General features: G+C 71.6%; 25 protein-coding genes. 18 read left to right on the top strand and 7 right to left on the bottom strand.

What is annotated here, in order from left to right; genetic code table 11:
* Positions 1-253 precede the first annotated feature (253 nt).
* Together ABZ910_RS19200 and dapE are read left to right on the top strand one after the other, a co-directional pair.
* The gene (locus tag ABZ910_RS19200) at positions 254-895 is read left to right on the top strand and encodes a helix-turn-helix domain-containing protein (RefSeq protein ID WP_361366140.1); all 642 of its coding nucleotides are present in this window, start codon (positions 254-256) and stop codon (positions 893-895) included.
* 185 nt (positions 896-1,080) lie between these two features.
* Positions 1,081-2,166, top strand: coding sequence for a succinyl-diaminopimelate desuccinylase (gene dapE, locus ABZ910_RS19195; RefSeq protein ID WP_361366138.1), 1,086 nt, complete (start codon positions 1,081-1,083; stop codon positions 2,164-2,166).
* On the opposite strand, the gene ABZ910_RS19190 is transcribed toward dapE, so the two are convergent.
* Complete coding sequence (locus ABZ910_RS19190; protein ID WP_361366135.1) at positions 2,147-3,748, bottom strand: helix-turn-helix domain-containing protein; 1,602 nt, start codon at positions 3,746-3,748, stop codon at positions 2,147-2,149. The two genes, dapE and ABZ910_RS19190, sit on opposite strands and share 20 nt — an antisense overlap.
* 143 nt (positions 3,749-3,891) lie before the next feature.
* On the opposite strand from ABZ910_RS19190, the gene ABZ910_RS19185 reads away from it, so the two are divergent.
* The 3 genes from ABZ910_RS19185 (at position 3,892) to ABZ910_RS19175 (ending at position 6,649) form a co-directional block, all read left to right on the top strand.
* The gene (locus ABZ910_RS19185; RefSeq protein WP_361366132.1) at positions 3,892-4,683 is read left to right on the top strand and encodes a chorismate synthase; all 792 of its coding nucleotides are present in this window, start codon (positions 3,892-3,894) and stop codon (positions 4,681-4,683) included.
* Positions 4,680-5,789, top strand: coding sequence for an o-succinylbenzoate synthase (gene menC, locus ABZ910_RS19180; RefSeq protein WP_361366129.1), 1,110 nt, complete (start codon positions 4,680-4,682; stop codon positions 5,787-5,789). The genes ABZ910_RS19185 and menC overlap by 4 nt, the downstream gene beginning before the upstream one ends.
* Positions 5,790-5,857: 68 nt before the next feature.
* A complete protein-coding gene (locus tag ABZ910_RS19175; protein WP_361366126.1) occupies positions 5,858-6,649 on the top strand; it encodes a S16 family serine protease in 792 nt (263 codons plus the stop codon).
* A gap of 19 nt (positions 6,650-6,668) precedes the next feature.
* Here ABZ910_RS19175 and ABZ910_RS19170 read toward each other — a convergent pair whose 3' ends face one another.
* Complete coding sequence (locus ABZ910_RS19170) at positions 6,669-7,139, bottom strand: Lrp/AsnC family transcriptional regulator (protein ID WP_361366123.1); 471 nt, start codon at positions 7,137-7,139, stop codon at positions 6,669-6,671.
* Positions 7,140-7,318: 179 nt separating this feature from the next.
* Here ABZ910_RS19170 and hppD point away from each other — a divergent pair, with 179 nt between their 5' ends.
* Positions 7,319-8,467 (top strand): 4-hydroxyphenylpyruvate dioxygenase, encoded by a 1,149-nt coding sequence (hppD, locus tag ABZ910_RS19165; protein WP_361366121.1) that lies wholly within the window; start codon positions 7,319-7,321, stop codon positions 8,465-8,467.
* 58 nt (positions 8,468-8,525) lie between these two features.
* Here hppD and ABZ910_RS19160 read toward each other — a convergent pair whose 3' ends face one another.
* Positions 8,526-10,013, bottom strand: a complete 1,488-nt coding sequence (locus ABZ910_RS19160; protein ID WP_361366119.1) for a tetratricopeptide repeat protein — start codon at positions 10,011-10,013, stop codon at positions 8,526-8,528.
* Positions 10,014-10,106: 93 nt separating this feature from the next.
* Here ABZ910_RS19160 and ABZ910_RS19155 point away from each other — a divergent pair, with 93 nt between their 5' ends.
* Positions 10,107-11,522, top strand: coding sequence for an FAD-linked oxidase C-terminal domain-containing protein (locus ABZ910_RS19155; protein WP_361366116.1), 1,416 nt, complete (start codon positions 10,107-10,109; stop codon positions 11,520-11,522).
* 33 nt (positions 11,523-11,555) lie between these two features.
* On the opposite strand, the gene ABZ910_RS19150 is transcribed toward ABZ910_RS19155, so the two are convergent.
* Positions 11,556-11,969 carry an SsgA family sporulation/cell division regulator gene (locus ABZ910_RS19150; protein WP_361366113.1) on the bottom strand — a complete coding sequence of 138 codons (414 nt, stop codon included), beginning with the start codon at positions 11,967-11,969 and terminating at the stop codon, positions 11,556-11,558.
* A 243-nt stretch (positions 11,970-12,212) separates the two neighbouring features.
* On the opposite strand from ABZ910_RS19150, the gene ABZ910_RS19145 reads away from it, so the two are divergent.
* Positions 12,213-13,613 carry an RDD family protein gene (locus ABZ910_RS19145; protein WP_361366110.1) on the top strand — a complete coding sequence of 467 codons (1,401 nt, stop codon included), beginning with the start codon at positions 12,213-12,215 and terminating at the stop codon, positions 13,611-13,613.
* A 94-nt stretch (positions 13,614-13,707) separates the two neighbouring features.
* The gene (locus tag ABZ910_RS19140; RefSeq protein ID WP_361366107.1) at positions 13,708-14,343 is read left to right on the top strand and encodes an RDD family protein; all 636 of its coding nucleotides are present in this window, start codon (positions 13,708-13,710) and stop codon (positions 14,341-14,343) included.
* 69 nt (positions 14,344-14,412) lie between these two features.
* Here ABZ910_RS19140 and ABZ910_RS19135 read toward each other — a convergent pair whose 3' ends face one another.
* Entirely contained in the window at positions 14,413-14,709 is a 297-nt protein-coding gene (locus ABZ910_RS19135; RefSeq protein WP_361366104.1) for a hypothetical protein, read from the bottom strand.
* 401 nt (positions 14,710-15,110) lie between these two features.
* Between ABZ910_RS19135 and ABZ910_RS19130 the strand changes: the two genes are divergently transcribed.
* Together ABZ910_RS19130 and ABZ910_RS19125 are read left to right on the top strand one after the other, a co-directional pair.
* Positions 15,111-17,462, top strand: coding sequence for an immune inhibitor A domain-containing protein (locus ABZ910_RS19130; RefSeq protein ID WP_361366102.1), 2,352 nt, complete (start codon positions 15,111-15,113; stop codon positions 17,460-17,462).
* Between the two features lie 121 nt (positions 17,463-17,583).
* Positions 17,584-17,934, top strand: coding sequence for a hypothetical protein (locus tag ABZ910_RS19125; protein ID WP_361366099.1), 351 nt, complete (start codon positions 17,584-17,586; stop codon positions 17,932-17,934).
* 26 nt (positions 17,935-17,960) lie between these two features.
* On the opposite strand, the gene ABZ910_RS19120 is transcribed toward ABZ910_RS19125, so the two are convergent.
* Positions 17,961-18,548, bottom strand: a complete 588-nt coding sequence (locus tag ABZ910_RS19120) for an isochorismatase family protein (RefSeq protein ID WP_361366096.1) — start codon at positions 18,546-18,548, stop codon at positions 17,961-17,963.
* Positions 18,549-18,659: 111 nt separating this feature from the next.
* Positions 18,660-19,931 (bottom strand): nicotinate phosphoribosyltransferase, encoded by a 1,272-nt coding sequence (locus ABZ910_RS19115; protein WP_361366306.1) that lies wholly within the window; start codon positions 19,929-19,931, stop codon positions 18,660-18,662.
* Between the two features lie 134 nt (positions 19,932-20,065).
* Between ABZ910_RS19115 and clpS the strand changes: the two genes are divergently transcribed.
* The 7 genes from clpS (at position 20,066) to ABZ910_RS19080 (ending at position 24,996) form a co-directional block, all read left to right on the top strand.
* Positions 20,066-20,431 (top strand): ATP-dependent Clp protease adapter ClpS, encoded by a 366-nt coding sequence (clpS, locus tag ABZ910_RS19110; protein ID WP_361366094.1) that lies wholly within the window; start codon positions 20,066-20,068, stop codon positions 20,429-20,431.
* Positions 20,432-20,444: 13 nt separating this feature from the next.
* On the top strand, positions 20,445-21,050 hold the full coding sequence (locus ABZ910_RS19105) for a DUF2017 domain-containing protein (protein WP_361366091.1): 606 nt from the start codon (positions 20,445-20,447) through the stop codon (positions 21,048-21,050).
* A 389-nt stretch (positions 21,051-21,439) separates the two neighbouring features.
* On the top strand, positions 21,440-22,861 hold the full coding sequence (locus ABZ910_RS19100; protein WP_361366088.1) for an amino acid permease: 1,422 nt from the start codon (positions 21,440-21,442) through the stop codon (positions 22,859-22,861).
* A gap of 146 nt (positions 22,862-23,007) precedes the next feature.
* The gene (locus ABZ910_RS19095) at positions 23,008-23,430 is read left to right on the top strand and encodes a M67 family metallopeptidase (RefSeq protein ID WP_361366086.1); all 423 of its coding nucleotides are present in this window, start codon (positions 23,008-23,010) and stop codon (positions 23,428-23,430) included.
* Positions 23,431-23,541: 111 nt separating this feature from the next.
* On the top strand, positions 23,542-23,637 hold the full coding sequence (locus tag ABZ910_RS19090) for a putative leader peptide (RefSeq protein ID WP_361366083.1): 96 nt from the start codon (positions 23,542-23,544) through the stop codon (positions 23,635-23,637).
* A 112-nt stretch (positions 23,638-23,749) separates the two neighbouring features.
* Positions 23,750-24,028 carry a MoaD/ThiS family protein gene (locus tag ABZ910_RS19085; RefSeq protein WP_361366080.1) on the top strand — a complete coding sequence of 93 codons (279 nt, stop codon included), beginning with the start codon at positions 23,750-23,752 and terminating at the stop codon, positions 24,026-24,028.
* A 17-nt stretch (positions 24,029-24,045) separates the two neighbouring features.
* Positions 24,046-24,996 carry a cysteine synthase gene (locus tag ABZ910_RS19080; RefSeq protein ID WP_361366077.1) on the top strand — a complete coding sequence of 317 codons (951 nt, stop codon included), beginning with the start codon at positions 24,046-24,048 and terminating at the stop codon, positions 24,994-24,996.
* Positions 24,997-25,062: the final 66 nt, after the last annotated feature.

Below are 25,062 nucleotides of genomic sequence, written 5' to 3'. Positions count from 1 at the left end.
GGTAAACAGTCCCTACCAGGCCGTGATCGGATTCTGGACGGAGGCTTCCGCTCAGCGAACCGGCTTCGCTACTGTCCCGCTACGCACACGCCCCGTGGCAGCGCCGCCGCGGAGCGCAGCCGTGAAGCGACTGGGTCCGGAGCCGCCGGGCCGTCCTGCCGATCGGCGGCCTCTGAAGCGCGTCGCCGACGGGACTCGATGACGCGATCGCCGCGAGAGCGCCGCCGACCTCACCACCTAAGGAGTGGGCGTCGTGACCGCGGAGACCTCTCAGACGCTCGACCGGGGACTGCGCGTCCTCAAGCTGCTGGCCGACACGGACCACGGGCTGACCGTCACCGAGCTTTCCAAGAAACTGGGCGTGAACCGTACCGTCGTCTACCGGCTCCTCGCCACCCTGGAGCAGCACGCGCTCGTACGCCGTGATCTGGGCGGCCGCGCCCGGGTCGGCCTCGGCGTGCTGCGGCTCGGGCGGCAGGTGCATCCGCTGGTACGGGAGGCCGCGCTGCCGGCCCTGCGGGCGCTGGCCGAGGACCTCGGGGCGACCGCCCACCTCACGCTGGTCGACGGGATCGAGGCGCTGGCCGTCGCGGTGGTCGAGCCGACGTGGACGGACTACCACGTGGCGTACCGGGCCGGGTTCCGGCATCCGCTGGACCGGGGGGCCGCGGGCAAGGCGATCCTCGCGGGCCGGCGTTCACCGCTCGCCGATCCCGGATACATCCTGACGCACGGGGAGTTGGAGGCCGGGGCCAGCGGCGCCTCGGCTCCGCTGCTCGGGGTCACCGGAGTCGAGGGCAGCGTCGGGGTCGTGATGCTGACGGATTCCGTGCCGGAGCGGGTGGGCCTGCGGGTCGTGGAGGCGGCACGAGAGGTCGCCGATGCGCTGCGCTGAGCCGATCGAGCCGGGCTGGGAGGCACCGGCGGGCCGAGCCGGGTGGCCGGTGTCTGCCCGTGTCCACCGGCGCCTTGGCCGATCCTTCAACGCGACCCCCCTTGTTTGGCCGACCGGCCCACCCGCCGGCGCCCCGCGCCCTGCATCATCGGTCCGGACAAGCCCCAGGACGCCCAGGACCGCGCATGAGCCCCGCCCACGCCCCCGCCCCCGCTCTCCCTCCCCTCGACCTCACCGCCGATGTCGTCGACCTCACCCGTGCCCTCGTCGACCTCCCCTCCGAGAGCGGGGACGAGGCCCGGATCGCGGACGCCGTGGCGCGGGCCCTGAGCGCGCTCGACCACCTCACCGTCGAGCGCCTCGGCAACTCGGTCGTCGCCCGCAGCGACCTCGGACGCGCCCAACGGGCCGTCATCGCGGGCCACTTGGACACCGTTCCGGCCGCCGGAAACCTCCCCTCCCGGCTCGCCGACGGCAAGGTCCACGGACTCGGCGCCTGCGACATGAAGGGCGGCGTCGCGGTGGCCCTGCGCCTCGCGGCCGCCGTCGCGGCGCCCGTCCGCGACGTCACCTACGTCTTCTACGAGTGCGAGGAGGTCGAGGGCGAGCGCAACGGGCTGCACCGCATCGCCGCCGACCGCCCCGCGCTCCTCGCCGACGCCGACCTCGCGATCCTCATGGAACCGTCCGACGCCGGAGTCGAGGCGGGCTGCCAGGGAATCCTCACCGCCGACATCGTCGTACGCGGCGAACGCGCGCACACCGCCCGCGCCTGGAAGGGCGTCAACGCCGCGCACAAGGCGGCCCGGGTCCTCCAACGGCTGGACGATCATGTGCCCGAGCGGGTCGTCGTCGACGGGCTGGAGTACCGGGAGGGGCTCAGTGCCGTCTCCGTACGGGCCGGGGTGGCCGGGAACGTCGTGCCCGACGAGTGCGTCGTCACCGTCAACTGCCGGTTCGCGCCCGGTCGTTCGGCCGAACAGGCGGAGGCGTACGTCCGAGGGCTCTTCCCGGAGTACGAGGTGCGCGTGACGGAGGTCGTGCCGGGTGCGCCGCCCCGGCTGGAGCAGGTCGCTGGGCTCGTCGACGCGCTCGGCGCGCGGCCCCGGCCCAAGCTCGGCTGGACCGACGTCGCCCGGTTCGCCGCGCTGGGCGTGCCCGCCCTCAACTACGGCCCCGGGGACCCGTCGCTCGCGCACACGGCGGGGGAGTACGTGCCGGTGGAGCAGCTGAGGGAGTGCGAGAAGAGGCTCACGAACTGGCTTCGTTGAGTTCACCGGGCACGCCCGGTGAACCCGCTCCGGTGAGTCCGGCCAGCGTTCTCAACTGCAGCCACAGCACCAGCCGTTCGTCGGGATCGTCCAGGTCGATCCCGACGTGCCGCCGGACCTGCTTCAGGCGGTAGCGGCAGGTGTTGGGATGCACGGCGAGCAGCCTCGCGGCGCCCGCCATGTCGCAGCCCGCGTGGAACCAACAGGCCAGCGTGCGGGCGTAGTCGGTGCCGTGCGCGTCGTCGTACGCCAGCACCCGCCGCCACGCGCCCGCACTCAACTCCCTTCGCTCGCCCAGCACTTCCGTCAGCCTGAGGAGCGTGACGCGGGCGCGCACCTGCTCCACCGAGGCCACCGGCAGATCGGGTCCGAGCGCGCGGAGCGCCAGGTCCGCGTCCGCGCGGGAGTCCGCCACCGCGCCGACGTCCGGCACCACCTCGCCGAGCGCCGCCCGCACCGGCACCCGCAGCGCCTGCCCCGCCCGCCGCGTGAGGTCCTCGGCCAGCCGCAGATGCCGCGCTCCGCCGTGTTCGCCGGGCGCCGGCAGCAGCGCGTACACCACGCCGTCGACCAGTACGCACGCGTGCCGCCCGTAGCGCGCCTCGCACGCCAGGCGTACGACGTCCAGCAGGCGCAGTGCGGTCCGCTCGGCGTCGGGCAGGCTGGCGGCGGCGTCGAGGACGAACGCGGCCACCCGCACCGGCCCCTCAAGTCCCAGGCGAAGAGCACCCGTTGACGCGTCCGCCGTTCCGTCCAGCAGGCGGCGCAGCAGTTCGTCGTGCTGGTGGCGGGCCAGTTCCCGCGCCGCCCGGGCGCGCAGCAGGAGCAGGGCCGCGGTGGAGGCGCCCTGGACCAGCGTGTCCTCGGCGTCGGGGGCGAGCGTGCCGTCGTCGACCAGCCAGACCGAGCCGAGCGTCTCGCCGCCGGCCCGCACGGGCATCGCCAGCCGGGGCAGGCCCGTGTCCGTCAGCGCGGGCAGCCGTACGGGGCGGTCGGCGGCGAACAGCACCCGGTACTGCTCGGCGTTCTCGGCGCTGGCCGGTACCTGCAGGCCCAGGATTCCCTCTCGGCGGTCCTCGTCGACCGGCTGCCCCGGGACGGTCGAGTAGGCGAGGATCCGCTGCCGGGGGTCCTCGACGGCGGTGGCCCCGCCGGCCGCCGCCGCGATCGCGTCGGCCAGCGCGAACAGATCACCCAGGTCGCCCAGTCCGCTTCCCGACGGGGCCGGGCGTGCGCCGATGGCCGAGGCCAGCAGCAGGTGCACGTGGTGCCAGGCCGTGTCCTCGTCGACCGACAGCAGGGCGATGCCGTGCGCCTCGGCCTCGCCGGCCGGCCCGTCGGCGCCCCGCACCACCACCCCGGCCAGCCCCGCCGCCGCGGCCTCCCGCACCAGCGCACCCGCGCCCGCCGCCCGCACCCCGACCGCGAGCAGCAGCGCGCCGGGCAGCCGGGGGAGCGGGGCGTGGGCGTCGTGGAGCAGCGCCTCGGTGACCGGCACGGAGAGACCGGCGGGGGCGGTGTGCAGGCGCAAGGACGGGCCGCCGACGACGTCCAGCAGGTCACCGAGGGTGGGGGCGTTCATGGATTCCTTGGCTTGCTCAGGTGGTTCAGGTGGTTCAGGTGGTCCGGAGGGGAGCGGAGGGTTGGCCGATCCCCAAACGAACCCGTGTACGGCTTGTCCTCTTGCACCATACGAGCCAGATCGCCGCGACGGAGACTCGAGCCATGTCAGGAGTCACCATCCGTACCGTCCACGACGTCGCCGGGATCGCCGCCGTGGCGGACTTCCTCAGCGACGTGTGGCAGACGCCCCGCAGCGCACCGCCGTATCCCGCCGAGGTGCTGCACAGCCTCGTCCACGCGGGCGGCGCCGTGCACGCCGCGTACGACGGGCAGCGGCTGGCCGGGGCCACCGTCGCCGTCTCCGGACCGCGGCGGGACACGTACTCGCTGGTGGCAGCCGCCGACCAGGGCCTCGGGCACGCCGTGAAGCAGGCGCAGCGCGCCTGGGCGCTCGACCTCGGCGCCCGCACCATGCGCTGGACCTTCGACCCGCTGGTCGGCCGCAACGCCCGCTTCAACCTGGTCAAGCTCGGCGCCGTCGGCACGGAGTACCTGGTCGACTTCTACGGCCCCATGGCGGACGGCGTGAACGACGGCGACGAGAGCGACCGGCTGACGGCGACCTGGGACCTGACGGCGCCGCCACGGCCGTACGACACCGAGAACACCGGGGACACCGGGGACGCGGGGGCCGCCCGCTTCGCCCGCGCCGCCGAGACCCGCGTCGCCCCCGACGGGGACGCCCTGGTCCGCCGTGACCGCGGCGGACGTCACCTCTGGTGCCGCGTCCCGGACGACATCGTGGGGCTGCGGGCCGTCGATCCGGTGCTGGCCGGGCGCTGGCGGCATGCGGTGCGCGAGGTGTTCACGGAGGCCTTCGACGGGGGATACGCCGCGACGGGCATGTCCCGCGACGGCTGGTACACGCTCACCCGCGTGCAGGAGACCGCATGAAGCTCGAACGCGTCGAGATCGTCCACGTGGCGATCCCGCTCGTCACCCCCTTCCGCACGTCCTTCGGCACCATGACGGCCAAGGACACCTTCCTGCTCCACGTGGTCACGGACGAGGCCGAGGGCTGGTCGGAGTTCGCCGCCGACCCCGAGCCGCTGTACTGCTCCGAGTTCGTCGCCGGCGCCGAGACCGTGCTCCGCGACTTCCTGCTGCCGCGCGTCGCTGCCCTCCCGCACCTCACCGCGGCCGCGCCGGCCCCCGCGATGGCTGGGATCAAGGGGCACGAGCTGGCGAAGGCGGCCCTGGAGACGGCGATCCTGGACGCGGAGCTGCGCGCCCACGGCATGCCGCTCGCGACCTACCTGGGCGCGGTGCGCGACCGGGTGCCGGCGGGCGTGTCCGTCGGCATCAGGAACTCCGTGCCGGAGCTCCTCGACGACGTCGAGCGCTACCTCGCCGAGGGCTATGTCCGCATCAAGCTGAAGATCGAGCCCGGCTGGGACGTCGAGCCGGTCCGCGCGGTGCGCGAGCGCTTCGGCGACGCGCTGCCGCTCCAGGTCGACGCCAACACGGCGTACTCGCTCGCGGACGCCGAGCACCTGCGGCGCCTCGACGCCTTCGGGCTGCTGCTGATCGAGGAACCGCTGGAGGAGAACAACCTGTACGGCCACGCCCGACTCCAGCAGCGCATCGCCACCCCCGTGTGCCTGGACGAGTCCCTGCACAACGCCCGGGACACGGCCGCCGCGATCGCCCTGGACGCCTGCCGCGTCGTGAACGTCAAACCGGCCCGGGTCGGCGGCTACCTGGAGGCCCGCCGCGTCCACGACGTGGCCCACGCGCACGGGGTGCCGGTGTGGTGCGGCGGCATGCTGGAGACGGGCATCGGCCGCGCCCCGAACCTGGCCCTGGCCGCCCTCCCCGGCTTCACCCTGCCCGGCGACACCTCCGCGTCCAGCCGCTACTTCGCCGAGGACATCACCGAACCCTTCGTCCTGGTGGACGGCCACCTGCCGGTCCCGTCCGGCCCCGGCATCGGCACCGAGCCCCTCCCGGGCCCCCTGCGCCGGTTCACCCGGGAGCGCAGGGACCTGTGGCGGGCCTGAGGGCCGGTGCGGAGGGGGCCGATCGGGCGCCCGGTGGCCGGAACCGACCGCCGCGTTAGATTGATCCCGTGCTCTCTCGTCTCACACGCCTCCAGGCCATCGCCCTCTGCGCCGTGCCCGTCGTGGCCCTGATCGCCACGGCGGCGGCCGCGCCGCTGCCGTTCGCGCTGGCGCAGCCCGGGATGACGGCGAACGTGCTCGGTGAGAACAAGGGCACCGCGGTGATCACGGTCTCCGGCGCCCCGACCCGGAAGACGAGCGGCCAGCTGCGGATGACGACCATCGAGGCGACCGCCCCGGACGCGCAGGTCTCGCTCGGTGATGTCGTCGACAGCTGGTTCCGCACGGACCGGGCGGTCATGCCGTACGACTCGGTCTACCCGACGGGCGGCAACATCAAGGAGATCGAGCGGCACAACACGGCGCAGATGAAGGAGTCCCAGGACGCGGCGACGCGGGCCGCGCTGAACTATCTGGATCTGAGCGACAAGAACGTCAAGGTCACGCTGCGGCTGGCCGACGTCGGCGGCCCGAGCGCGGGTCTCCTCTTCACCCTCGGCGTCATCGACAAGCTCGACGGCAACGGCAGCGGCGGCGACCTCACCGGCGGCCGCACCGTCGCCGGCACGGGGACCATCGACGCGGACGGCAAGGTCGGCGCGGTCGGCGGCGTGGCCCTGAAGACGAAGGCCGCCCGGCGCGACGGGGCGACCGTCTTCCTGGTCCCGAAGGAGGAGTGCCAGGACGCCAAGTCCGAACTCCCGGCCGGCCTGCGCCTGATCCCGGTGACGACGCTGAAGAGCGCGGTCGACTCCCTGGTGGCCCTGGAGAAGGGCAAGGGCTCGATCCCGAGCTGTTAGGCGTTGTCAGGCGCGGTGGTCAGACGTCCTGCGACGCCTGCTCCACCAGCGGGATGATCCGCAGCGGTACGGGGTTCTCCATCACGATCGCCGTCGACGCCCGGACGATGCCCTCGATGCCGACCACCCGGTCGATGACCCGCTGGAGGTCGGCGTTCGAGCGGGCCACCAGGCGGCAGAGCATGTCGCCCGTGCCGGTGGTGGTGTGGAGTTCCAGGACCTCCGGGACCGTCGCCAAGTGGGCCCGGACGTCCGGGCCCTGGCCCTGCCGGATCTGGAGCGTGGCGAAGGCGGTGACCGGGTAGCCGAGTGCCGCCGGGTCCACCTGGGGGCCGAAGCCGCGGATGACCCCGTGGGACTGGAGCCGGTCCAGCCGTGCCTGCACCGTCCCGCGCGCGACCCCGAGCCGCCGGGACATCTCCAGCACCCCGATCCGCGGCTCCCGCGCCAGCAGCACGATGATGCGCCCGTCCAGTCGATCGATCGCCACGGCAGCCTGCTCCCTGTTTTCGGGTCGTTCCCCTTCGGGGCGCTACAACCCCTACGCCCACTCCCTGGGGGTGGTCATCCTGTACAGAACGGCCGCCGATACAGCCGTATGCCTGAGCAGACTGCCCAGCGAACCTGCAAACTATTGCGCACCTTGCAGAGCGGGTCCACGCTGCCGTCATGACGCAGACCACTCAGCACGCTCCCGACACGACCGCCCGGCAGGCCGACCCCTTCCCGGTCAAGGGAATGGACGCGGTCGTCTTCGCCGTGGGCAACGCCAAGCAGGCGGCGCACTACTACTCCACCGCGTTCGGCATGCGGCTGGTGGCCTACTCCGGACCGGAGAACGGCAGCCGCGAGACCGCGAGCTACGTGCTGGAGAACGGCTCGGCGCGCTTCGTGCTCACCTCGGTGATCAAGCCCGCCACCGAGTGGGGCGAGTTCCTCGCCCGGCACGTGGCCGAGCACGGCGACGGCGTCATCGACCTGGCCATCGAGGTCCCGGACGCGCGCGCCGCGTACACCTACGCCGTCGAGCACGGCGCCCGCCCGGTCGCCGAGCCGTACGAGCTGAAGGACGAGCACGGCACGGTCGTCCTCGCCGCGATCGCGACGTACGGCGAGACCCGCCACACCCTCGTCGACCGCTCCGGCTACGACGGCCCGTACCTGCCCGGCTTCGTCGCCGCAGACCCGATCGTCGAGCCGCCGGCCCACCGCACCTTCCAGGCCGTCGACCACTGCGTCGGCAACGTCGAACTCGGCCGGATGAACGACTGGGTCGGCTTCTACAACAAGGTCATGGGCTTCACGAACATGAAGGAGTTCGTGGGCGACGACATCGCCACCGAGTACAGCGCGCTGATGTCGAAGGTCGTCGCGGACGGCACCCTCAAGGTGAAGTTCCCGATCAACGAGCCCGCGATCGCCAAGAAGAAGTCCCAGATCGACGAGTACCTGGAGTTCTACGGCGGCGCCGGTGTCCAGCACATCGCGCTCAACACCAACGACATCGTCCAGACGGTACGGACCATGCGCGCGGCCGGCGTCGAGTTCCTGGCCACCCCCGACACCTACTACGACACCCTCGGCGAGTGGGTCGGCGACACCCGCGTCCCCGTCGACACCCTGCGCGAGCTGAAGATCCTCGCCGACCGCGACGAGGACGGCTACCTGCTGCAGATCTTCACCAAGCCGGTCCAGGACCGCCCGACCGTCTTCTTCGAGATCATCGAACGGCACGGCTCCATGGGCTTCGGCAAGGGCAACTTCAAGGCCCTGTTCGAGGCGATCGAGCGCGAGCAGGAGCGGCGCGGGAACCTGTGATGCCGTACGGACACCTGTGATGCCGTAGCGACGACAGGCGCGCCGGACGGGTGGCGGCCTACTGCAGGCCCGTCACATCGTCCGGCGCCGCCTCGTCGGGCGGATCGCCCAGGTCCGCCAGCGCCGCCTTCGCCTCCGGGGCCCGCAGCGGCGAGAAGTACGGATTGATCAGCAGCGCGTCCTGCAGATGCCGGCGGGCGGAGGCATCCTCGTCCAACTCCCGCTCGATCATGCCCCGGTGGAACGAGTACAGCGCGCTGCGCACCCCGCCCCCCTTCGTCTTGTCCGTCGCGATCTTGGCGTAGCGCAGCGCCCCCTCGGGGTCTCCCGCCCGGCGCAGCGCCCACCCCAGCGCGTCCGCCACCTCGATACCCGGCTGCCGCTCCCACTCGGCCCGCAGCCGGTCCACCGCGGCCTGCGGGTCCCCGTGGTCCGCCTCGAACTGCCCGATCACCAGCTCGTCGTCGACCCCGCCCGCCGTGTCCTGCCCCACCTGCGCCGCCAGCAGGCCGTACTGCTCGCGCGCCTGCCGGTCCATTCGCAGTGACTGGTACAACTCGCCCAGTTCCAGGACGTATTGAGCAGATGACTGTTGGGACAGCGCGCGCTTGTACGCCGTCACGGCCTCCGTCGTGCGGCCGAGGGCGGCCAGCGCGCGCCCCTGCCCGGCCAGCGCGGCCCGCTGGTCCGGGTCGAGGCGCACGGCCGCCTCGAAGTGCCGTAGCGCGTCCTCCCGATCGCCGCGCTCCCAGGCGAGCTGCCCGGCCCGCTGCAGATACGCGGCCCGCTCGGCGGGCGTCCCGGCTGCCGCCGCCGCGTCCGCCAGCTGCGCCGCCGCGTCCTCACGCCAGCCGCGGTCCCGGTAGACGGCGGCCGCCTGCGCCATCACGGCCGGGCGCCCGTCCGCGCCGGTGTGCAGCGCCATCAGCTTGTCCAGCGTGTCGCGGGCCGCCTGGTAGTCGCCCAGCCCGGTGTACGCGTCGATCAGCAGCGGATACGTCGTCCACTGCTTGGGTGCGAGCTCCCGCGCCTGCTCGCCCCAGTCCTTGGCGTCCGCGTAGTTCCGGCGCGCGTTCGCCAGCGCGGCCAGGCCGTCGAGTGCCGCGGCGTTCTCGGCGCTCTGCTCACCCCGCAGCCGCAGCGAGGTCTTCAGCGCCTGCTCGGCCTTCGGGTAGTTCGTGGCGTCGGCGGTCCGCCGTCCCCGCTCCACATAGGCCGTCCCGAGGACCGCCCATGCCCGCGCGTCCTGCGGATGAGCCTGCACGTACCGCTTGCGCTCCCCGATCAGCGCGGTCAGGCCGGGCAGCGCGGCCGGCACCCCGGCGGTGACCGTCGTCAGCACCTGGGGCTTGGGGCCGGGCGCGGGCGGTGCGGACCTGACCGGCGGCGGTGGCGACGGCCGCAGCATCAGCAGCCCGCCGAACGCGGCGGCGCCCGCGGCACCGATCACGGCCGTGGCGAGCAGCACCCGCCGCAGCAGACGGGATCGGCGCGGCGGCGGCGAGGCCACCAGGGAGGTACCCGGCCCGGACTGTGCGTTCTCCATGGCGCCCACTGTGCGTCAATATGACAAGCACACCTCGGTAGGGGAAGGCGCGCCCCCGGTGGGGTTCACACCGATGGCCCCGGGTGCGACGCTGTGATCATGAGCCGTATCGAAGTGCGACCCGAAGACGCTGTCGCAGCCCTGGGCACTCTGACCGACCGGCTCCTCGCCGGTCTGCCGGCCGAGGCGGTCCTCACCGACCCCGACGTCACGACCTCGTACGCCAACGACATGGCGAGCTTCTGCCCGGCCGGCACCCCCGCCGTGGTCGTCCTGCCGCGCACGGTCGAACAGGTCCAGCACGTCATGCGCACCGCGACCGAACTGCGCGTCCCGGTCGTCCCGCAGGGCGCCCGCACCGGTCTGTCCGGCGGTGCCAACGCCTCCGAGGGCTGCATCGTGCTGTCCCTCACCAAGATGGACCGCATCCTGGAGATCAACCCGGTCGACCGCATCGCGGTCGTCGAGCCGGGCGTCGTCAACGCCACCCTCTCCCGGGCGGTCGAGGAGCACGGCCTGTGCTACCCGCCGGACCCCTCCAGCTGGGAGATGTGCACCATCGGCGGCAACATCGGCACCGCCTCCGGCGGCCTGTGCTGCGTGAAGTACGGAGTGACGGCCGAGTACGTGCTCGGCCTGGAGGTCGTGCTCGCCGACGGACGGCTCATGTCCACCGGCCGCCGTACGGCGAAGGGCGTCGCGGGATACGACCTGACGCGCCTCTTCGTCGGCTCCGAGGGTTCGCTCGGCATCGTCGTACGGGCCGTGCTCGCGCTGAAGCCCAAGCCGCCCGAGCAGCTGGTGCTGGCCGCCGAGTTCGCCTCCGCGGCCGAGGCCTGCGACGCCGTGTGCCGGATCATGGAGGGCGGCCATGTGCCGTCCCTGCTCGAACTCATGGACCGTACGACGGTGCGGGCGGTCAACGACATGGCCCACATGGGCCTGCCGGAGACCACGGAGGCCCTGCTCCTCGCCGCCTTCGACACCGCCGACCCGGCCGCCGACCTCGCCGCCGTCGGCGCGCTGTGCGAGGCCGCCGGTGCCACCCAGGTGGTCCCCGCCGACGACGCCGCAGAGTCCGAACTGCTGCTCCAGGCGCGCCGGTTGTCGCTCACGGCACTGGAGGCGGTCAAGGGCACGACGATGATCGACGACGTGTGCGTGCCCCGCTCCAAGCTCGGCGCGCTGCTCGAAGGCATCGAGCGGATCGCCGACAAGTACCGGCTGACCATCGGGGTGTGCGCCCACGCCGGCGACGGCAACACCCACCCGACCGTCTGCTTCGACGCGGCCGACCCCGACGAGTCCCGGCGGGCCCGCGAGTCCTTCGACGAGATCATGGCCCTCGGCCTGGAACTCGGCGGCACGATCACCGGCGAACACGGCGTGGGCGTCCTGAAGATGGAGTGGCTGGCCCGGGAGATCGGTCCCGTCGGCATGGAGATGCAGCGGGCCGTCAAGCGGGCCTTCGACCCGCTGAACATCCTCAACCCGGGCAAGCTGTTCTGACCCTCCTCCCGTCCCGACACCTTCTCGGACGGGTCACCGGGCGAGCAGCTGGTCGAGCGCGTCGTCGATGCCGAGCCGCTCGCCCTCGGACCCCGTGGGCACCATCCGCAGGGTCCGCTCCAGCCAGGCCGACACCTGGGCGCTCGGCGCCTGGAGCAGGGCGTCCCCGTCGGGCGAGCTCAACGCCATCAACACCACGCTGCGCCCCTGCGACTTGGCCGGCCACATCCGCACGTCCCCCTGCCCGCACGGCCGGAACACCCCCTCCACGAGGAGCTCGCGGGCGAACGTCCAGTGCACCGGGCACGCGGAGTCGATGTGGAAGCCGATGTGGATGGCGTACGGATCGTCGGCGCGGTAGCCGAGCCGGGCCGGGACCGGGACGCTGCGCTGCGGGGACAGGATGAGCCGGAGCTCCAACTCGCGCTCCACCACGGTGTAGTGCATGTCGTCCGATTCCTCTCTCGGGCAGGTGTACGGGCCCTGCGGGTGGGCCCGTACGAGTGGAGAGAGGGCAGGGGCGGGACCATTACGCGGGTTCGGAGAATTTTTTTCACGAGCCGTGAAGCCGCCGCACACGACGTTGCCCGGAAAGGGGTGGGTACGGCGGGACTGGCGGTGGTGCGCGCACGGGTCTGATAGATAGTGGAGTCCCCCATACATTCCCCGAGCAGATACGGGACGACGGACATGAGCGCCCCAACCCCGGCCCACGGCGACGACAGGCCCCGCGAAGGGTATTACCCGGACCCGTCCATTCCTGGATATGTCCGGTACTGGAACGGTGTCTCCTGGGTGTCGGGCACCAGCCGGCCGGCTCCGCAGGACGGCGAGCCGCTCGCCCCGCCGCCCGGTGCGGGCCCGGCGGTCCCCGCGGTCGAGGAGACCGGCCCGCACTTCTTCGACGAGGACCCGTATCCGGCGCCCACCGGACAGGAGCCGACGCCCTCCGTGCAGGAGCCGGCGCCCGCGTGGGGCGCCGATCCCGCCCAGCAGTCCGGCTTCGGCGGAGACCAGGACCATCGCGTCTCCTGGGGCGCGGACCCGCGGACCCCGGCCGACGCCTCGCCCCCTCCGTCCCAGCCCGGCGGCCAGGCCGCCCGCACCGACGGCACGGCACCGATCCCGCCGGCGGACCCGGCCGACGCGGCGTCCGGCGGCACGTTCGCCTTCCGCCGTCCGGCGGCCGGCGCGGACGCCGGCGGCCCCGCCGCGTCCGGCCCGGCCGCTCCCGGCGCCCCCGGTGAGGACGAGGGCACCATGATGTTCCGCGCCGTTCCGCAGCGTCCCGGGCAGCCGGGCGGGCCGCCGGCGGCGAGCGGGCCCGCTTCGGGAGGGCCCGTCTTCGGTGGCCCCGGCGCGGGTGGCCCCGGCGCGGGCGGCGCGCCCTCGCCCGGAGCCGCCCCCCAGGTCGCGCAGGCTCCCTCCGTACCGCACCAGCATGCGCCGGCGCCCGCGCCCCCGCCGATGACCAGCGGCCCCGGCGGCGGGCAGCCGTCCTGGCCCCAGCAGGTGCAGCGGCTCGCGGGCGGCGGCGACGAGCAGCCCGTGGCGCCGTGGAAGCCGCCGGTGGAGGACATCTTCCAGGCGGCCGCGATGCGCCAGGCGGCGGCGCGGCCCGCGAAGCTCGGCAAGCGGCTGGCCGCCCGGCTGATCGACACCGTGGTCCTCGGCGCCGTCACCGCCACCGTCGCCGTGCCGCTCGGCACCGAGGCCGTCGACCACATCGAGGCGAAGATCGACGCGGCCGAGCTCTCCGGCCGTACCGTCACCGTCTGGCTGCTCGACGGCACGACCAGCGCCTACCTCGGCATCGTCCTCGCCGTCCTCCTCGTCGCCGGCGTCCTGTGCGAGGTGCTGCCCACCGCCAAGTGGGGCCGCACCCTGGGCAAGAAGCTGTGCGGCATCGAGGTGCGGGACATCGAGGGCCACGAGCCCCCGGCCTTCGGCCCGTCGCTGCGCCGCTGGGTGGTCCAGGTCCTTCCCAGCCTGCTCGGCATCGGGATCCTCGGCCTCGCCTGGTGCCTGTTCGACCGGCCGTGGCAGCAGTGCTGGCACGACAAGGCGGCCCACACGTTCGTGGCGGGCTGAACCGGCCCGGAGAGCGCGTGCGAGTGGCCGATTTCGTACGCCGTACGGCGGTCCGCCGGGTGCGGAGCGGGGGCGTTCGCGGTCCACTCGGGCCATGAGCACCGAACCGCCCCCGGGCTCCGGACAGCAGCCACCGGAAGACGACCCGTTCAGGAAGCAGCCGCCGTCGGGTCAGGGGTCGGGCTCGCCGTACGACGCCCCGTACGGCGGCCACGGGGGCGGGCCGCCACCCGACGGAGGCGGGCAGCCGCCCCCGCCCTACCCCGAGGACCCGCTCGCCGGCATGCCCCCGCTCGCCGACAGCGGCAAGCGCACGCTCGCGCGCATCATCGACATGATCCTGGTGGGGATCGTGGTCTGGCTGGTCACCTGGGGCCTCGGGGTGAACGAGTACGAGGTGGACGGCGACCGGCTCGACGTCGGCAAGTCGATCGGGCAGTCGATCGTGGTGGCCGTGCTCTACGTCGCCTACGACACCATCCTGACCGCCACGTGGGGGCAGACCCTCGGCAAGCGGCTGATGGGCATGCGCGTGGCCAACCTCGACAACGGCGCCACGCCCTCCTGGGGGACCTCGCTGGTGCGCGCGCTCGTGCTGTGGATTCCGTTCGCCTTCTGCTGCGCCTGCATCTGGACCGCGATCGCGGGTGGCTGGAGCTACTTCGACCGGCCCTACAAGCAGGGCCTGGACGACAAGGCCGCCAAGACGGTGGTGGTCAGCACCACTTGACCTCGAGGCGACCGCCCGGTGACAGCAGTCGGCGGATCCGTGAGTCCCACGGATCCGCCGTCTCGTGTGTCAGGGCGCCGTCGGCTCCCGGATCGGCTCAGCCGCGGCGCCGACCCGCTGCCGCGACGCCGCTACCCGCGGCTCGACGGCCCGGGCCGCCACGGCGGTCTCGCCGGGCGGTGCGACCGTGCGGGGCTTGGGCAGGGGGACCGTCATGGCGACGAGCAGCCCCAGGGCGAGCGCGGCGAGGGCGATGACCGCGATCCCGAGACCCGAACTCGTCTGTGACAGCAGCAGCATGGCGAGCGTCGAGAAGATCACGGTGCAGGAACCGTAGGCGAGCTGTGCGGCAGTCGGACGAGGCATGGCAATCGTGTCCTCGGAAGGAATTGGGGGTGAGACGGGTAACCGGCCTGTTTTTGTGCCGACTTCCGGGCGTTCCACCATTCGACTCTAACCGCGTCCATGCCCTACCGGAACGGTTGGTAAGCGTGGCCTAACCCACGGTTCCGGTGCACAAGGGGCGCACTGAGTCATGGTCGCCACCAACGGGAGGGACCGCGCGCCCGTTGCAGGTTAGCGACCGTCCGTAAAGCGAACCCCGGCTCCACATAGCGGAGTTGACTTGCTCAAGTCAAGGTCTGTCTTTTCTCGTAAACCTCTAGTCAAATGACGGCACTTGACTACACGCGTTGAACGTGCGCGCACGGGCCTTCCACTGACCGGGATACCTCCTTCCGTGTGCGCGGCGCGGGGGAGGAACTCAAGTGACAGGCAGAACCTGGACGTTCAGAGCGGCGGCCGTCGGTGTCGCGCTCGCGGCGGCCACCGCCACGTTCTCGACCTTCGCGGTGGCGGAGGCGAGCACGGCGGCGCGGGCAGGCGCCGTGGACCGGCACGATCCGCAGCCGGAGAAGCAGCAGAAGCACGACCTCGACGGCCCCCTGAGCAAGACCCGGGCGGCCCAGCGGCAGGAGGCCCTCAACCAGGTCATATCCGGTGAGGCCAAGGTCCAGGACCGCGACGGGTCGCAGGTCGTCCGGCTCGACAGCAGGAAGGGTGACGGCAAGTACGTCGAGCTCGGCCGCGAGAAGACCGACAAGATCTTCACCATCCTGGTCGAGTTCGGCGACCAGACCGACCCGAAGTACGGCGGCACCACCGGGCCGCAGCACAACACGATAGCCGCGCCCGACCGGGCGAACGACAACTCGACGGCCTGGCAGGCCGACTACAACCGGCAGCACTACCAGGACCTCTACTTCGGCACCGGCAGCGGCGTCGAGTCGATGAAGAAGTTCTACGAGAAGGAGTCGTCGGGCCGCTACTCGGTCGACGGCGAGGTCTCCGACTGGGTCAAGGTCCCCTACAACGAGGCCCGTTACGGCAACGACGCCTGCGGCTCCACCAACTGCCCGAGCGTGTGGAACGTCGTCAGCGACGGCGTGAGCGCCTGGGTCGCCCAGCAGAAGGCGGCAGGCAAGAGCGACGCCGACATCAAGGCGGACCTGGCCAAGTACGACCAGTGGGACCGCTACGACTACGACGGCGACGGCGACTTCAACGAACCCGACGGCTACATCGACCACTTCCAGGTCGTGCACGCCGGCGAGGACGAGTCCGCGGGCGGCGGCGCCCAGGGCACCGACGCGATCTGGGCCCACCGCTGGTACGCCTTCGGCACGGACGCCGGCGCCACCGGCCCCTCGAACAACAAGCTGGGCGGCACGCAGATCGGCGACTCCGGCATCTGGGTCGGCGACTACACCATCCAGCCGGAGAACGGCGGACTCGGCGTCTTCGCCCACGAGTACGGCCACGACCTCGGCCTGCCCGACCACTACGACACCAGCGGCGGCGAGAACTCCACCGGCTTCTGGACCCTGATGTCCTCGGGCTCCTGGCTCGGCCGCGGCAAGGACGCCATCGGCGACCTGCCCGGCGACTTCAGTGCCTGGGACAAGCTGCAGCTCGGCTGGCTCAACTACGACACGGCGAAGGCCGGTACGTCCTCCGCGCACAAGCTGGGCGTCGCCGAGTACAACACCGCGAACAAGCAGGCCGTCGTGGTCTCCCTGCCCGACAAGGCGGTCACCACCACGGTCGTGACCCCGGCGCAGGGCTCCACCCAGTGGTGGAGCGGCAGCGGCGACGACCTCAGGAACACGCTGACACGCAGTGTCGACCTCACCGGCAAGTCCTCGGCCACGCTGGCCATGGACGGCTGGTACGACATCGAGGCGAACTACGACTACCTCTACGCCGAGGCGTCGACCGACGGGGGCGCCCGCTGGACCGCGCTCGACGGCACGGTGGACGGCCAGGCCATCCCGCGTGACGCCAGCGGCACGCCGGCCCTGACCGGCACGGTGGACGGCTACAAGAAGCTGTCGTACGCGCTGGACGCCTATGCGGGCAAGAAGGTCGGCATCCGCTTCCGCTACCAGACCGACGGCGGTGTGGCGCAGAAGGGCTTCGCGGCCGACGAGATCACGCTGACCGCGGACGGCGCGACCGTCTTCGCCGACAACGCCGAGACGGCGGACCCCGCGTGGACCGCGAACGGCTTCTCCCGCATCGGCGCGTCCTTCACCAAGGACTACGCGCAGTACTACCTCGCGGAGAACCGCCAGTACGTGTCGTACGACAAGACGCTGCAGACGGGCCCGTACAACTTCGGCTTCGGGCCGGATCGTCCGGACTGGGTGGAGCACTACCCGTACCAGAACGGCCTGTTGATCTGGAAGTGGGACACCTCGCAGGCGGACAACAACACCAGCGCCCACCCGGGCGTCGGCCTGGTCCTCCCGGTCGACTCGCACCCGGCGGCGCTGAAGTGGACCGACGGCACGCTGATGCGCAACCGCATCCAGGCCTACGACTCCACGTTCAGCCTGTACCGCACGGACGGCATCACGCTGCACAAGGCGGGCGTCGCGACCGCGATCCCGTCGTCGAAGGGGGTGCCGGTCTTCAACGACCGCACCAGCACCTACTACGACGAGGCGAACCCGCGCGGTGGCGTCAAGATCACTGACACCAACACCAAGATCAAGATCGTCAAGGAGGCCGTGGATGGCTCGACGATCTCGCTCCAGGTGGGCCCCGCGGTGAAGTAATCCGCGTTTTCGCAGGTCAGAAGCGTATTGGCGGCGACCCCTTGGCGGGTCGCCGCCGATCGTGTTTAGGTGCGTCCTGTGGCTCTCTTATTGACACCGGTACGCACGGGGGGATGAGCGCATGGCCGCAGGAGGATTCTGCAAGCTGCCGAACGGCACGGTGGTGGTGGCACTGAACCTGCCCAGCCCCGCCGCCGACGGCTCGTCCGCCGCTACGGCGGTCCGCGTGCTCGTGCACGCCCGCAATCGCGCCCGCGCCCTGACGCGGCTGCGCAACCTGGGCCTGCGGGCCGTCTACCTGCGCGGCAACGCGGCGCCGCCGACCCCGGACGAGATCACGGCGGTCCTGCACCATCCCGACGGCCTGATATGGCGCACGGCCCCCGCCGGCGGAGCCACGTCACCGGACCTCGCGACGGAGCTGTGGCATCCGATCAGATCCCTGCTCAGACGCCCGGCCGCCCAGGCGTAGCGCCCGGCCGCCGGGTCACTGCCAGGTCACTGGACGACGGGCTTTCCCGACAGCTCCACGCCCGCCTCCCGCAGCTCCTCCAGCGCCCGCTCGGTGGTCTCCTCGGCCACCCCGGCGGTCAGGTCCAGGAGCACATGGGTGCGGAAACCCTGCCGTACGGCGTCCAGGGCGGTCGCCCTCACGCAGTGGTCGGTCGCGAGGCCGACCACGTCCACCTCGCCGATCTCCCGGGCCCGCAGCCAGTCGCCGAGCGCCACCCCGTTCTCGTCGGCGCCCTCGAACCCGCTGTACGCGGCCGCGTACGCCCCCTTGTCGAAGACGGCGTCGACCGCCCCCGAGGCGACCGCGGGGGCGAAGTTCGGATGGAAGCCCACGCCCTCCGTGCCCGCGACGCAGTGCGCGGGCCAGGAGTGGACGAAGTCGGGGTTGTCGGCGAAGTGCTCGCCGGGCTCGACATGGTGGTCGCGGGTCGCCACCACGTGCCGGTAGCCGGCCGGAGCCTGGCCGATCAGCTCGGTGACCGCGGCGGCCACATCGGCGCCTCCGGCCACCGGGAGGCTGCCCCCCTCGCAGAAGTCGTTCTGCACGTCAACGACGATCAAGGCGCGGCGCATGGTCGGTGTCCTTCGACTGTGAGTGACGTACGACTGTGAGTGACGGTACGAGCCCGGAGACGGCGGCGGTGCGGCAAGCAGGGGCGAGCGGCGTGCGACGGCGCACGTGCTCTAGCTACCCGACCGCGCCCGGAGGTACTCCGTCGCCAGCACGGGTTCCCCGCGCGAGAGCTGCGTAGCGGACAGCGGCAGGTTGGCCCGCACGGCCATGTGCCGCTCCCGTACGACGTCCAGCGGCTCGTGAGCCACGACCTCGCCGCCCTTGACCAGCTCGACGAGCAGCTGCCGGTCCGACAGGTCGCCCGGCACCGGTCCGGTGCCGATGACCTCGGCCTCCGCCACCCCGAACTCGTCCAGCCGCCGGGCCGCCCACTTGCGGCCGCCGATGGAGGTCTTGCCGCCGGTGGACCTCTTCGCCACCGGCACCAGCGGCGCCTTGGGATCGCCGGACTCGGCGCGCGCCACCAGCTTGTAGACCATCGAGCACGTCGGGTGCCCGGAGCCGGTCACCAGCTGGGTGCCCACGCCGTAGGCGTCCACGGGCGCCGCCGCCAGCGAGGCGATGGCGTACTCGTCCAGGTCCGAGGTCACGACGATCTTCGTGTCCGTCGCGCCCAGCGCGTCCAGCTGCTGACGTACCCGGTGTGCGACGAGCAGCAGGTCCCCGGAGTCGATGCGCACCGCGCCCAGCTCGGGCCCGGCCACCTCGACGGCCGTACGGACGGCCTCGGCGACGTCGTACGTGTCCACGAGCAGCGTGGTGCCCCGGCCCAGGGACTCCACCTGGGCCTGGAAGGCGTCCCGCTCGCGGTCGTGCAGCAGGGTGAAGGCGTGCGCGGACGTGCCCACGGTCGGGATGCCGTAGCGGAAGCCGGCGGCCAGGTCGGACGTGGTGGCGAAGCCGCCGACGTACGCGGCCCGCGAGGCGGCGACGGCGGCCAGCTCGTGGGTGCGGCGGGCGCCCATCTCGATCAGCGGCCGGTCACCGGCGGCGGAGGACATCCGGGAGGCGGCCGCCGCGATCGCCGAGTCGTGGTTGAGGATCGACAGGATCACGGTCTCCAGCAGCACGCACTCGGCGAACGTCCCCTCGACCCGCATGATCGGCGAGCCCGGGAAGTACACCTCGCCCTCGGGGTAGCCCCAGATGTCGCCGCTGAAGCGGTAGTCGGCGAGCCACTGGAGGGTCTCCTCGCCGACGATCTGCCGCTCCCGCAGGAAGCCGAGGAGGCCCGGGTCGAAGCGGAAGTTCTCGACCGCGTCCAGGACGCGTCCGGTGCCCGCCACGACGCCGTAGCGGCGGCCGTCGGGCAGCCGCCGGGTGAAGACCTCGAACACGCTGCGCCGCTCGGCGGTGCCCGCCTGCAGGGCGGCCTGCAGCATCGTCAGCTCGTACTGGTCCGTGAAGAGTGCCGTCGAGGGCACGCCCACCCGGTGCCCACCACCACCCTTCTGCGGAAGCGCTTCGCGCCCTTCTTCTTCTGGCAGCCCAAGGCCCGCAGTGTTCATGACGACAGATGCTACTCCCATCTCGTCAGTGTGACGATTTGTGGCCTGCATGGCAGCATGGCCATGTGACGTCACCCGCTCCCGTAGAGATCGAACGCACCGAATCGGCGGAAGAGGTCTTCGCCGTACCCGAGCCCGACGTCCCCTGGGTCACGATCGTCCACAACGACCCGGTCAACCTCATGAGCTATGTGACATACGTCTTCCAGTCGTACTTCGGCTACAGCAAGGACAAGGCCACCAAGCTCATGCTCGACGTCCACCACAAGGGCCGGGCGGTCGTCTCCAGCGGCAGTCGCGAGGAGATGGAGCGCGACGTGCAGGCGATGCACGGCTACGGTCTGTGGGCCACCCTCCAGCAGGACCGGAAGTAGCGAACTCACTTAGATGCCAGGACACTTCGAACCGCTCCCCGGCGGCGGCGCGGCCGTCGCACTCGACGACGTCGAGATCTCCATCATCCGGTCGCTGGCCGTCCAGCTCCTCGAGCTCATCGGCCCCGGCCCCGGCGAGGACGCTTCGGCCGACCCGCTCGCCGAGCTGTTCGCCGAGGGGCCGAGCGAGCCCCCCGCGGACCCGGTGCTGCGCCGCCTCTTCCCGGACGCCTACAGCGACCCGGAGCGGTTCCCGGACTCGCCCCAGGACGCCGAGGAGCAGCAGGCCCACTCGGCCGAGTTCCGCCGCTACACCGAGAACGACCTGCGGGCCGGCAAGCGCGAGAACGCCCTGGCGGTGATCCGCTCCCTGGATGCGCTCACGCCGGTGGACGAGGGCGGGGCGGTCCTCAAGCTGTCCCCCGACGCGTCCCGCCAGTGGCTGAGCTCGCTCAACGACCTGCGCCTGGCGATCGGCTCCCGGCTGGAGATCACCGACGAGGACGACACCGACCTCCTCTACCGGCTGCCGGACGAGGACCCGCGCAAGCCGATGGTGATGGCGTACCTGTGGCTGGGCGGGCTGCAGGAGACGCTCGTCTCGACGCTCATGCCGTGACGCCGCTCGGCACCCGTGCCGTGGTTCAGCCCGACCGTCTTGACGTGACTTCTTAAGGCCCGATTCCCCTTACGGGTCGATCTGTACGGATATGGCGTCCGCTCAGAGGACGCTCAAATCCGGATAACGATCGCGTCACCGTTGCGGCCTGGTATGACCTGTTCGGCGGCATTTTATCCACTTCTTCCTGTGTGATGCGCCACACCTCCCGATCGGCCTGCGTGATAGACCTTCACGATCGCCCGACGGGACACCACCCATGTTCCGGCCGGGTGCGCCACCGAGCCGGTAACCACCGGCCAGGCACGACTCCAGCTATCCGGGGGGATCGAAACCCGATCCGAGGCCGAGCACCGGTCCGGATCGGCATGGAGAAAGGCGCACCACACATGACCGCACCGAAGGTCGCGGACACCACCCCCGAGGAGGGGTACGAGCGCGGGCTGGGCAGCCGCCAGGTCCAGATGATCGCGATCGGCGGCGCCATCGGCGTCGGCCTCTTCCTCGGAGCCGGCGCGAACATTGCCAAGGCCGGTCCGAGTCTCATCCTGATGTACGCCCTGGCGGGCGGCATCATCTTCTTCATCATGCGGGCGCTCGGCGAGCTCCTGCTCTATCGCCCCGTTTCCGGCTCCTTCGCCGAGTACTCCCGCGAGTTCCTCGGCCCGCTCTTCGGCTACTTCACCGGCTGGACGTACTGGCTGATGTGGGTGGTGACCGGCATGGCCGAGCTGACGGCCGCCGCGATCTACGTCGATTACTGGTTCCCGTCCGTCCCGCAATGGGTGACGGCCCTCGTCTTCATGCTGGTCCTCTTCGTGGCCAACCTGATCTCGGTGAAGCTGTTCGGCGAGATCGAGTTCTGGTTCTCGATGGTCAAGGTCACCGCGCTCATCGGCATGATCGTGATCGGCCTGGGCGTGCTCACCCTCGGCTTCAGCCAGGCCGGCGACACCGCCAGCGTCTCCAACCTCTGGGCCTTCGACGGCTTCTTCCCCAAGGGCATCGGCTCCTCCCTGATGACCCTGCAGGGCGTCATGTTCGCCTACCTCGCCGTCGAGCTCGTCGGCGTCACCGCGGGCGAGTCCGAGAACCCGGAGAAGACGCTCCCGAAGGCGATCAACACGCTGCCCTGGCGCATCGCGCTCTTCTACGTCGGTGCCCTCACCGTCATCCTGTGCGTCGTGAAGTGGACCCAGTTCGCGGCGGGCGTCAGCCCCTTCGTGAAGGCCTTCGCCGTCATCGGCATCCCGGCCGGCGCCGCCATCGTCAACTTCGTCGTCCTCACCGCGGCCCTGTCGTCCTGCAACTCCGGCATGTACTCCACCGGCCGCATGCTGCGCACGCTCGCGGACAACGGCGAGGCCCCGAAGGTCTTCGGCAGGCTGTCCGCCTCGAAGACCCCGGCGATCGGCATCACGACCTCCGTGGTCTTCATGGGCATCGGCGTGGTCCTCAACTACGTCGTCCCGGAGAAGGCCTTCGGCTACGTCACCTCCGTCGCCACCGGCGCCGGCATCTGGACCTGGCTGATGATCCTCATCAGTCACGTCCTGTACCGCCGCGCGGTCAAGGCGGGCCGCCTGCCCGCGTCCTCCTTCCCGGCCCCCGGCGGCGCGGTCTGCAGCTGGATCGCTATCGTGTTCCTGCTGTTCGTCACCGGCCTGATCGCATACGACGCCGAGTCCCGCATCTCCCTGTACGTGATGGGGGTCTGGGCGGTCGTGCTCGGCATCGGCTGGATGGTCCTCAAGGCCCGCACCCCGGGGATCGCCGAGCGCGACGAGCAGGTGCTGGAGAAGGTGAGCTGAGGCGGGCTGACCACCGCCTTCCAGGACGTCCGGCCGCAGGGAGTGCTCGTGGAGCTCCCTTCGGCTGCCGCTCAGGATGTCCGGCATGTGGGCCGCTTCGTACCGTCCCTCGGTACGGGGCGGCCCTCCTGTTTATCCTGGCCCGCATGCTGACCCTCACGCAGGACCTGTTCGACCGGATCGTCGCGCACGCGCGCCAGGACCACCCCGACGAGGCGTGCGGTGTGGTGGCGGGCCCGGTGGGCGAAGGCCGCCCCGAGCGCTTCATCCCCATGCTCAACGCCGCCCGCTCGCCCACGTTCTACGAGTTCGACTCCGGCGACCTCCTCAAGCTCTACCGCGAGATGGACGACCGCGACGAGGAGCCGGTGGTCATCTACCACTCCCACACGGCGACCGAGGCCTACCCGTCCCGGACCGACATCTCCTACGCGAACGAGCCCGGCGCCCACTACGTCCTGGTGTCGACCGCGGACGCCGACGACGCAGGCGACTTCCAGTTCCGCTCGTTCCGCATCGTCGAGGGCGAGGTCACGGAGGAGGAGGTCAAGGTGGTGGAGTCGTACTGACCCCCGACCGGCCGCCGATCCCCGGGTGGCGGTCTCGAACCCCGGATGACCTCCGTCCGAAGGGTGAGATCACATTCCAGGGGCCGGACCGGGAATCGGTACGATGACCCCATGGTTCTTCCCGACGTGAGCGACAAGACGCCGAGCGTGCTGCTCGTGGCGCGGCTGCACGTCGACCTGTGCAGGCTCAGCAGCGCCATCTGTTGACGTGCCCTGCCGCCGTACGGCCGTGAGCCGCGGCGCTCCCCCGGAGCCGAGAGCCGGGGGGACCCCCACCGCGCGTACCGAACCGACACCTTCCGACAGAGGAGCCCGCACCATGGCCATCGAGGTCCGCATCCCCACCATCCTCCGCCAGTACACCGACGGTCAGAAGGCGGTGGAGGGCAGCGGCGACACCCTCGCCGACCTGATCGCCGACCTCGAGACCCGGCACGCGGGCATCCAGGCCCGCCTCGTCGACGGCGGTGAACTGCGCCGCTTCGTCAACGTCTACCTCAACGACGAGGACGTCCGCTTCATCGACGGCATCACCACCAAGCTCGCCGACGGCGACAGCGTGACGATCCTGCCCGCCGTCGCCGGCGGCATGGCCTGATCGGCCGCTGATCCCTCATGCGCTACGACTCCCCGCTGGCCGCGGTGGGCAACACCCCCCTGGTGCGCCTGCCGCGCCTGTCGCCGTCCTCCGACGTCCGGATCTGGGCCAAGCTGGAGGACCGCAACCCGACCGGCTCCGTCAAGGACCGCCCGGCCCTGCACATGATCGAGCAGGCGGAGAAGGACGGCCGGCTCACCCCCGGCTGCACGATCCTCGAACCCACCTCCGGCAACACCGGCATCTCCCTCGCCATGGCGGCCAAGCTCAAGGGCTACCGCATGGTGTGCGTGATGCCGGAGAACACCTCGCAGGAGCGCCGGGACCTGCTCGGCATGTGGGGCGCCGAGATCATCCCCAGCCCGGCCGCGGGCGGCTCCAACACCGCCGTACGCGTCGCCAAGGAGCTGGCCGCCGAGCACCCGGACTGGGTGATGCTCTACCAGTACGGCAACCCGGACAACGCGGGCGCGCACTACGCCACGACCGGTCCGGAGATCCTCGCCGACCTCCCGTCGATCACCCACTTCGTCGCCGGCCTCGGCACGACGGGCACGCTGATGGGCGTCGGCCGCTATCTGCGCGAGCACAAGCCCGACGTGAAGATCGTCGCCGCCGAACCGCGCTACGACGACCTCGTCTACGGCCTGCGCAACCTCGACGAGGGCTTCGTACCGGAGCTGTACGACGCCTCCGTCCTCACCACCCGCTTCTCGGTCGGCTCGGCCGACGCCGTGGCCCGCACCCGTGAACTCCTGCAGCAGGAGGGCATCTTCGCGGGCGTCTCGACCGGCGCCGCCCTCCATGCCGCGCTCGGCGTCGGCAAGAAGGCCCTGAAGGCGGGCGAAAGCGCCGACATCGTCTTCGTCGTGGCCGACGGCGGCTGGAAGTACCTCTCGACGGGCGTCTACACGGCTACCACGACGGAGGAGGCCGTCGAGGCACTCCAAGGTCAACTCTGGGCCTAGACCTGCCAATCGACGTGTCAACCCGACCCGGGCCCGGCTAAGTGCTGCTTATGGCGCGGCAAAGAT

It is taken from the genome of Streptomyces sp. NPDC046805 (genome assembly GCF_040645355.1).
Taxonomy (GTDB): Bacteria; Actinomycetota; Actinomycetes; order Streptomycetales; family Streptomycetaceae; genus Streptomyces.
This window is presented reverse-complemented; position numbering and strand designations above follow the sequence as displayed.

Coding starts and splice junctions, on each gene's coding strand:
- ABZ910_RS19185 (WP_361366132.1), top strand. CDS start 3,892: ATGTCAGGAGTCACCATCCGTACCGTCCACGACGTCGCCGGGATCGCC.
- ABZ910_RS19160 (WP_361366119.1), bottom strand. CDS start 10,013: ATGGAGAACGCACAGTCCGGGCCGGGTACCTCCCTGGTGGCCTCGCCG.
- ABZ910_RS19115 (WP_361366306.1), bottom strand. CDS start 19,931: ATGCTGCAGGCCGCCCTGCAGGCGGGCACCGCCGAGCGGCGCAGCGTG.
- dapE (WP_361366138.1), top strand. CDS start 1,081: ATGAGCCCCGCCCACGCCCCCGCCCCCGCTCTCCCTCCCCTCGACCTC.
- menC (WP_361366129.1), top strand. CDS start 4,680: ATGAAGCTCGAACGCGTCGAGATCGTCCACGTGGCGATCCCGCTCGTC.
- ABZ910_RS19100 (WP_361366088.1), top strand. CDS start 21,440: ATGACCGCACCGAAGGTCGCGGACACCACCCCCGAGGAGGGGTACGAG.
- ABZ910_RS19120 (WP_361366096.1), bottom strand. CDS start 18,548: ATGCGCCGCGCCTTGATCGTCGTTGACGTGCAGAACGACTTCTGCGAG.
- ABZ910_RS19085 (WP_361366080.1), top strand. CDS start 23,750: ATGGCCATCGAGGTCCGCATCCCCACCATCCTCCGCCAGTACACCGAC.
- ABZ910_RS19095 (WP_361366086.1), top strand. CDS start 23,008: ATGCTGACCCTCACGCAGGACCTGTTCGACCGGATCGTCGCGCACGCG.
- ABZ910_RS19145 (WP_361366110.1), top strand. CDS start 12,213: ATGAGCGCCCCAACCCCGGCCCACGGCGACGACAGGCCCCGCGAAGGG.
- ABZ910_RS19135 (WP_361366104.1), bottom strand. CDS start 14,709: ATGCCTCGTCCGACTGCCGCACAGCTCGCCTACGGTTCCTGCACCGTG.
- ABZ910_RS19150 (WP_361366113.1), bottom strand. CDS start 11,969: ATGCACTACACCGTGGTGGAGCGCGAGTTGGAGCTCCGGCTCATCCTG.
- ABZ910_RS19125 (WP_361366099.1), top strand. CDS start 17,584: ATGGCCGCAGGAGGATTCTGCAAGCTGCCGAACGGCACGGTGGTGGTG.
- clpS (WP_361366094.1), top strand. CDS start 20,066: ATGCTACTCCCATCTCGTCAGTGTGACGATTTGTGGCCTGCATGGCAG.
- ABZ910_RS19190 (WP_361366135.1), bottom strand. CDS start 3,748: ATGAACGCCCCCACCCTCGGTGACCTGCTGGACGTCGTCGGCGGCCCG.
- ABZ910_RS19090 (WP_361366083.1), top strand. CDS start 23,542: ATGGTTCTTCCCGACGTGAGCGACAAGACGCCGAGCGTGCTGCTCGTG.
- ABZ910_RS19140 (WP_361366107.1), top strand. CDS start 13,708: ATGAGCACCGAACCGCCCCCGGGCTCCGGACAGCAGCCACCGGAAGAC.
- ABZ910_RS19105 (WP_361366091.1), top strand. CDS start 20,445: ATGCCAGGACACTTCGAACCGCTCCCCGGCGGCGGCGCGGCCGTCGCA.
- hppD (WP_361366121.1), top strand. CDS start 7,319: ATGACGCAGACCACTCAGCACGCTCCCGACACGACCGCCCGGCAGGCC.
- ABZ910_RS19080 (WP_361366077.1), top strand. CDS start 24,046: ATGCGCTACGACTCCCCGCTGGCCGCGGTGGGCAACACCCCCCTGGTG.